This is a genomic window from Pseudomonadota bacterium, from assembly GCA_010028905.1.
Classification (GTDB): Bacteria; Vulcanimicrobiota; Xenobia; order RGZZ01; family RGZZ01; genus RGZZ01.
Genome location: RGZZ01000287.1, coordinates 1 through 6,719 on the forward strand (window position 1 = coordinate 1; position 6,719 = coordinate 6,719).

Genomic DNA, 6,719 nt, shown 5'->3' on the forward strand with positions numbered 1-6,719 from the left:
CGAGAAGCGCCTCGAGCGACGCGGGCTCGACCTTCTCGGTCTCGTCGGCGCACCCGCCGTCGGCAGCCGCTTCGAAGAGGGGCACCCCCGCCGCGCGGAGCTGGCTGAGCATGGCGACGATCTCCGGCGCCGTGCTCGCGAGCGCCGCACTGGCGCCTCCTTCGAGCACGATCTCCACATCGTGGCACTCGGTCGAGCGCACGAGCCCGACCGCCGCCCGCAGACCTTCCGTCGTGCGATCCGGCTCGTTCTCCCCGAGTGCAGCGCTCAGCGAGACGACGATGTGGCGCATGTTCGAGTCGCAGCCGTCGCCCCCGCTCTCGGCGAGCATGCGCGACAGGTCGTCGATGTCTCCGGTGCGCGCGGTGGCAACGACGAGCGGGTCGAGATCGAGCCCCTGACGCATCACGCAGAGGCGACAGAGCGTGACCGTCGCGCCCAGGCTCTGCAGCGCCGAGAGGTCGTGACCGTCGAGATCGTTGGTGCCGCGCATGGCCTTCACGCCGTCGACGTCAGCGAAGACGAAGACCTTGTGCCCGGCGCGAAGCGCCTCACGCGCACTGGCGTAGACGTTCGCCAGCGCCTCTGTTCCCGGCCCCTGGGTCACCACGAATGCCTGCTTCACAGAACGTCCACGCTCTCCTCGTCGAACATCCGCCGCCGCGAGCACAGCCTCCACGCCCGCATCGCTTCGACCTCTCCCCGACGAAGCGACACGATCACGTACGAGAGCCCCGGGTCGGCGGCCTCGCGATCGGCTTCAGAGGGCACCGGGGGGCGATCAGGATGTGAGTGGTAGACCGCGACCACCGCTTCGGCGGGAGACAGCTCACGCTCGACGCGCAGCCACGCAAGTGGATCGATGGCGTACCGATGACGTCGATCGCTCGGGTGCACGTTCTCGAGGCGATGCACGCGGTGGGCAGCCCCCTCCGCGTGCCTGCGCCCGATGAGGAAGCCACAGCACTCGGCAGGATAGGTCTCGCGACCGTGGTGCTCGACGTCACGTCGTGCCTGGAGAGAGAGCCGCATGATGATGATGGGTTCCGTCTTCCATCGAACGAATCCTCCGCGCCATTGTCGCACGCGCACGGCGCGACGTGCTCGACCGCAGGAGTGCGCGGGGCGGTTCGTTGAACTCTTGTCGAGGCGCGCCGCCGCGCGCGCCCGTCTCTACGGTGCGTCCCGCCCTCTCCGGCGGCGTTGCGCACCGACGTTGCGAACCGCGTTCCTGGGGTAAACACAAGGTATGATGCCGCGCCTCACTCCGGCCGTCAAGTTCATCATCGCGCTGACGACGGGCGTATACGTCGCCCAGCTGCTGCTGCCCGCGGCCTTCACCCGTGCGCTCATGCTCGTGCCAGCAGACGTCCTGCGACAGGGCCACGTCTGGGAGCTCGTCACGTACATGTTCGTGCACAGCACCAACCCCTGGCACGTCGTGATGAACATGCTCACGCTCTATTTCTTCGGGGGCGAGGTGGAGTCGGCGTGGGGTACGAGACGCTTCGCCGGGTTCTACGTGCTGTGCGGCCTCGGCGCAGCCCTCTGTGCCTTCATCCTCGACCCCGGCTACGCGCTGCTCGGCGCCAGTGGTGCCGTGTTCGGCGTCATGGTGGCCTTCGCGTGCCTCTTCCCGGACGCGGTGATTCTCTTCTTCGGCATGATCCCGATGCGCGCGCCTCATATGGTGGGGCTCTTCATCTTCATCGAGATGGCCATGATCGTGCAGCCCGGCTCAGCCTCATCGACCTGGGCACATCTCGGAGGCGCCGCAACCGGCTACCTCTACGTGCGCTTCTCGTGGCGCGTGGTGCAGTGGTGGAAGCGCACCTTTGGCGACGCGCCCCGGAGCGCACGGCTCCCCGGCGTGGCCCCAACGCGGCGCCCCGCTCGTCCGACCCTACCTCGTCCGGGAGGTGGGGGTGCATCGGTCTCCACGCTCCCCACCAAGACGGCGCCGAAGAGCGTCGCCGTGGTCGCCGCGTCGGCCGAGGAGCTTGCCATTCAGCGACGCGCCGACGACATTCTCGACAAGATCAGCCGAGAAGGCATGGAGAGCCTCACGCGAGACGAGCGCGAGGTGCTTGCGCGGCACAGCCAGATCCTGAAGTCCCGGGAAGGCGACGTGCTGCGTCTCGACGACTACCGATCGTAGCGCGGCGACGCATCGCGCTGCGCAACCTCGGTGTAGCCGAACACGTCGATGAACGCCTGCAGCAGGTGTGACTGCACGATCTCCATCGATGGCGGGGACGCAAGCAGGGCGGCCAGGCTGGTGACCCCGCGATCAGAGATGCCGCAGGGCACAATCAGCCCGAAGAACGAGAGATCCGGCGAAACGTTCAGGGCCAGGCCATGGCTGGTCACCCAGCGCCAGATGCGCACGCCGATGGCCGCGATCTTCTCACGTCCGACCCAGACGCCGCGCAGACCATCGACGCGCTGCGCCTCGATGTCGAACGCGCGCAGGGTCCGGATGACGACCTCCTCGAGATCGGTCACATATCGCTTCACGTTGCGGCGCTCTGGCGGCAGCCCAAAAACGGGATAGGCAACCAGCTGGCCCGGCCCGTGCCACGTGACATCTCCCCCACGCGGCGTCTCGTGGATCTCGACGCCCCGCGCGGCGAGCCCTTCAGGAGAGGCGAGCACGTGCTCAGCCTCCGCCCCTCGCCCCAGCGTGACGACCGCGGGATGGGTCAGCAGAACGAGGCGGTCGGGGCCGCCGGCCAGGCGCTCCTCGACAAGGCGTTCCTGCCAGCGAAGGGCCTCATCATACGCGACGAGGCCCGCGCGAATCACTTCCAGTCTCACGCGGGCCTCATCTCGCGGGTCTCAGGCCTTTGCCGCGGCCAGCGCCTTCTCGGCGTTGACGAAACCGGCCCCCTGGTCGTTGCGGCCGAAGCGCGCATCCATGGGATCAGCCGTGGCGGTGAGAACGTCCTTCACCTTCTGCGGCGTCAGCGAGGGGCTAGCCGATCTCAGGTCGGCCACGATCCCCGCCACGAGGGGCGCGGCGAAGGAGGTTCCAGGACCCGCCAGATGGTCGGCGTCCGGCTTGTAGATGGGAGGCAGAACCTGATGCACGGTGCGAAGCCGCTCATCCGGGGGGAGAGAGAGCACGTCGGCGGGGAGGCCGAGCGCCTCGATGAGCTGCGGCTTCGCCCGCAGCAGCTTCACCAGCTGATCATCTGTCATATGCCGGATGCCCTCGATGACCGTGGCGGTCTTGTCGAGCTGCGAACCCGGCACGTTCCACGAGACGATGAACTCTCCGGGCGCAACCACGTCCGGCTTCGAGAGGCCATCATCGGTCGGGCCGCGGCTCGAGAAGTCGCTCACCGTCTTGCTGTCCCGGCCCGATCCCACGGCGATGCCGAGCGGCTCATCGGCGGGAGAGCCGATGGTGTGGCTCTCCGGTCCGCTGTTGCCGGCCGCGCTCACCACGGTGATGCCCTTGCGGATGGCGGCCACCACCGCGCGGTCGATGGGATTCTGGCTGCTCGGCGTGCCCGTCGGCTCACCTCCGAGCGACATGTTGATGACGCTGATGTTGTAGCGCTCTTTGTTCTCGATGGCCCACTGCAGGCCGCGAATGATGTCAGAGGGACGGCCCTGGCCCTGGGCGTTCATCACGCGAATGCCCACAAGCCCCGCCTCTGGCGCGATCTGACGCACGTCGCCCGCGACGTGGGTGCCGTGACCCACCGGATCGACGGGGGTGCTCGAACCGTCAACGAAGTCCTTCCAGGCGACGAGCGGGGTCGACGGGTGCTGGAAGCCCGAGTCGATGACGGCGACCACCTGCCCCTTGCCCGTCACGCCCTGGCGCTGCACCGCGTCGGAATGGGTGAGGGCAACGGGGTCGACCTTGGGCATCGACACGTCATCGTCGCCCGCCGCCGGCGTCGCGACCACGCGGCTCGGGAACCCTGGGACAAGAGAGAGCGGCGCGTCATCGAACACCGCGTAGCCTGCCTTCTCGAGCTCAGCCACCTGACCTTCGCTCACCCGAGCGGTCACGCCGCAGATCGGCGCCAGGGCGTCGCCCACGGCCACCCCCTGACGCACGAGCTCGCCGCGCACCTCGGCCGCGCCCTCCAAGCTGGCTTTGAAGAGGCCCTCGGGACGCATCACGATGACGTCGCGGGGCTCACTGCCCTGCGCGGGTGCGGCCTCTTCCCGGGACCGGGATTCCGACATGGCGAACGCGTGGCCGGAGACGAGACTGGCAATCTTCTGGAGACGCGCGAAGTCGAAGATCGGCGTCGGGGGGACCCCACGGCCCACGGGAGCTGGCATGGATGGCTACCTCTCTCTATCTGGCGGCGGCGGCCTGTGAGGGCGCCGCGAAGTGGCCACACGATAGCACGCCCCCTCGTCAGGTTCCATTGACAACTTGTTGCCACGACGTGAACATCCGGCGACACCGCGGCGCGCGCGCACGCGCACGGCGGCGTCCGTCATCAGCGCGCGCCAGCCGCCGGAGATGGAGACGGCGGCGCTTCCGCGTCTTCTGTCGTCTCGTCCGGCGAGGGTCGACCGCCCTTCCCGTGCCGGAACTCCCACGGCGGCAAGGGAGACGGGTCAGCCCAGAGCCCCCGTCTCTCCGCCTGCGCCTTGCGCTGCAGCGCAAGCAGCTGCGGGTCATCGCAGTAGCGGTCGAACCTCCAGGCCAGACCTTCTTCCACGAGACGGCGGTTCAGCTGGGTCCCGTCGGCCAGCTCGACGCGGGCCAGGAACCGACCATAGCGATCGCGCCCCGCCACACGCACGGTCACGCGTCCCCGCCCCGTCAGGGCCTCGACGCGTTCGCGCGCCTGCCGACCAAAGGCCTGCGCCTTCTCGGGGCAGTCGATGTCGACGAGGCGCACCGTCATCTCCGCCCCGTCAGATCGCACCACCAGCGTGTCTCCATCCTTCACGCGCAGCACGACACCCGAAGCGCCTCCCAGATCGAGCCGGTCCGGAAGCGCGCTCAGCAGCACGCCCACCGAGACCACGGCCAGCGCTGCAGCGCCAAGCGCAAGGCGCCAGCGCCGACCCATCACGCATCCGGCGCTGACGGCCAACCCCAGCGCGACTACGACGGAGAGGGCCGCGGCTGCGCCCCCCACCGCTGTGTGCGGCACCGTTACCTGCCCGAGACCGAGGGCCGCCACGACAGCCCCCTCCCACCCCAGGTAACCGAGCGACACCGGAAGCAGGAACATGCCCATGGCGTGTGCTCTGCGGGTGCCCGAGAGGGGCGCAACGAGTCCGAGGGCGGTAGATGTGGCCAGAACCACGATCCCCCAGGGTCCGGTGGTCAGCCCCACGAGCGCGGTGATGAACGTGAGCACCGCGACCGTGAGCGCGCAGTGCGGCAGGTCGCGCACACGCGAAGCGACACGGGGCGCACCGCAAGACAGCAGCCATCGGCACGCAGCCCCCACCAGCAGCGCCACCGCGCAGAGCGCGACCAGGCCAGCGGCGTCGAGGCGGGTCATCTGTTCGATGGCCGACGCCGCGCCGCTGCGGGCGTGGCCGATGAGAACGAGCGCCCCGATGCTGAACAGATGGTCGCTGGCGCTCACGGCGGCGACAGCCTGAAGGTACGCCGACTCTCGTCCGCGCAGCGCGAGCAGGGCCGCGATGTTGGCTGACCCGAGGCCGGGGAGCAATCCGCTCGCCGCGCCGCCCACGGTTCCCGCGAGCACCGCACGGCGATCGAGGGGCGGAAGCCCCACGTCTTCCTGAGGCGGAAGCTCTCCCTCCTGCGAGAGCAGCGAGAGCACAAGGCCACTCGTTCCGAAGAGCCCCCCCAGCGCCGGGAACAGCACCGTGAAGGCCCCGTCGCGAGCGACAAGAGGGGTGGCGAACACGACGAGTCCGAGCAGGCCGCTCGACATGAAGACGACGAGCGCCCATCCGCGATGACGATCAGACAGCACGAGCATCGCGGAGACGGCAAGGAGCACCCCTCCCATGATGGGGGCGAGCGCTGCTTCCGCGACGGGCACCGCGCGCCCGGCCGCAAGCCCGACCAGCATAAGCGCGCAGGCCCCCACAAGTCCCCCCCAGCTGCCGTGGAGCGCGTGATAGACGGCGGTCAGTCCCTGGCCGCGCAGCACGAGGCGCTGGCTGGGCAGCAGCGCATAGGTCTCATCCCCCGGAACCCCGAGAAACACGGTGGGTACCACATCGAAGAAGACATGGGTCACCGTGAGCGACACCACGAAGGCGGCGGCCGCAAGCGGTGAGATTCCAATGGCGGTGAGCGTCCCCGCCGCGGCTGCCAGGAAGGCGGCCGTGACGTTGACATGAAGCCCCGGAAGAAGCCCCGTCAAGGCACCCACGAGAAATCCCAGGAGGGTGAAGAGCACCAGCCACAACATGATCAGGGCTCCGCCACGACCCGCAGCGCGATGCCGGGCGACCCGCGAGACGTTCGCACGCGCCCGCTGAGAAGCACGACCTTCCCCGATTCGAGGAGTGTGAGATCCGCCTCTCGCGGATGCTTCATGGTAGCGACGAGGCTGCCGCTCGCGTCGACAACGACACAACGGGCAGACGTGATCCCGTTCTCGCTCTCGCGCGGCACGACATCGCGCACGGCGGCCCGCAGCCACACCTCGCTCCCCTCGGCGCGCAGCGCCGCGGCAGCCACCGTGATCACGGGCGGCGCACCCGCAACGGTGACGGTATCGCTCGAGGTGGGCACGAGCACCGCAATC

At 69.1% G+C, this 6,719-nt stretch carries 7 protein-coding genes; 1 reads left to right on the forward strand and 6 read right to left on the reverse strand.

From position 1 onward, the window contains the following. Together EB084_16985 and EB084_16990 are read right to left on the reverse strand one after the other, a co-directional pair. Positions 1 to 625: hypothetical protein (locus EB084_16985; protein ID NDD29953.1), on the reverse strand; the 625-nt coding region annotated here is incomplete at its 3' end. Then, positions 622 to 1,092 carry a M67 family peptidase gene (locus tag EB084_16990; protein NDD29954.1) on the reverse strand — a complete coding sequence of 157 codons (471 nt, stop codon included), beginning with the start codon at positions 1,090 to 1,092 and terminating at the stop codon, positions 622 to 624. The genes EB084_16985 and EB084_16990, both read right to left, overlap by 4 nt. Positions 1,093 to 1,249: 157 nt before the next feature. Here EB084_16990 and EB084_16995 point away from each other — a divergent pair, with 157 nt between their 5' ends. After that, positions 1,250 to 2,158 (forward strand): rhomboid family intramembrane serine protease, encoded by a 909-nt coding sequence (locus tag EB084_16995; GenBank protein NDD29955.1) that lies wholly within the window; start codon positions 1,250 to 1,252, stop codon positions 2,156 to 2,158. Here EB084_16995 and lipB read toward each other — a convergent pair. From lipB to EB084_17015, 4 genes are all read right to left on the reverse strand, one after another. Further along, positions 2,146 to 2,817, reverse strand: coding sequence for a lipoyl(octanoyl) transferase LipB (gene lipB / locus EB084_17000; GenBank protein ID NDD29956.1), 672 nt, complete (start codon positions 2,815 to 2,817; stop codon positions 2,146 to 2,148). The two genes, EB084_16995 and lipB, sit on opposite strands and share 13 nt — an antisense overlap. A gap of 21 nt (positions 2,818 to 2,838) precedes the next feature. Continuing rightward, positions 2,839 to 4,305 (reverse strand): hypothetical protein, encoded by a 1,467-nt coding sequence (locus EB084_17005; GenBank protein ID NDD29957.1) that lies wholly within the window; start codon positions 4,303 to 4,305, stop codon positions 2,839 to 2,841. Positions 4,306 to 4,469: 164 nt separating this feature from the next. Further along, on the reverse strand, positions 4,470 to 6,380 hold the full coding sequence (locus EB084_17010; protein NDD29958.1) for a hypothetical protein: 1,911 nt from the start codon (positions 6,378 to 6,380) through the stop codon (positions 4,470 to 4,472). Positions 6,381 to 6,382: 2 nt separating this feature from the next. Further along, positions 6,383 to 6,712 (reverse strand): hypothetical protein, encoded by a 330-nt coding sequence (locus EB084_17015; GenBank protein ID NDD29959.1) that lies wholly within the window; start codon positions 6,710 to 6,712, stop codon positions 6,383 to 6,385. Positions 6,713 to 6,719 lie beyond the last annotated feature (7 nt).